Genomic DNA, 390 nt, shown 5'->3' on the forward strand with positions numbered 1-390 from the left:
TTCACTATCATCACTTAGATCAGACACTGGTGTCACTGAAATTGTTAGTGTAGAGCTCTGTGTATCACCTGCACCGTCAGTAACAATGTAAGTAATTACAGGCACAGCACCGTTGAAATTATCATCAGGTGTGAAGGTGTAACTACCATCTGCATTTAAAGTGAGTTCTCCCTCAGCAAGAGTAACCTTGTCACCTGCATTATACGTATTACCATCAACCGTAAAGCTGGTGACGGTCATTGGACCGTCTGCTGTTTCAGCATTATCTAACACATTGCCTGTGGCTGTTGTATCTTCAGCTGTTGTAACAGATTCACTATCATCACTTAGATCAGACACTGGTGTCACTGAAATGGTTAGTGTAGAGCTCTGTGTATCACCTGCACCGTC

The 390-nt window shown here is 43.1% G+C and carries 1 protein-coding gene; it reads right to left on the reverse strand.

The window, feature by feature from the left end:
- Positions 1–354, reverse strand: a 354-nt coding sequence (locus tag H4J67_RS20060; protein WP_404842809.1) for an Ig-like domain-containing protein, incomplete at its 3' end; no start/stop codon positions are given.
- Positions 355–390 lie beyond the last annotated feature (36 nt).

Origin of the sequence: Colwellia sp. BRX10-4, assembly GCF_014077465.1 — a bacterium.
Classification (GTDB): Bacteria; Pseudomonadota; Gammaproteobacteria; order Enterobacterales; family Alteromonadaceae; genus Colwellia_A.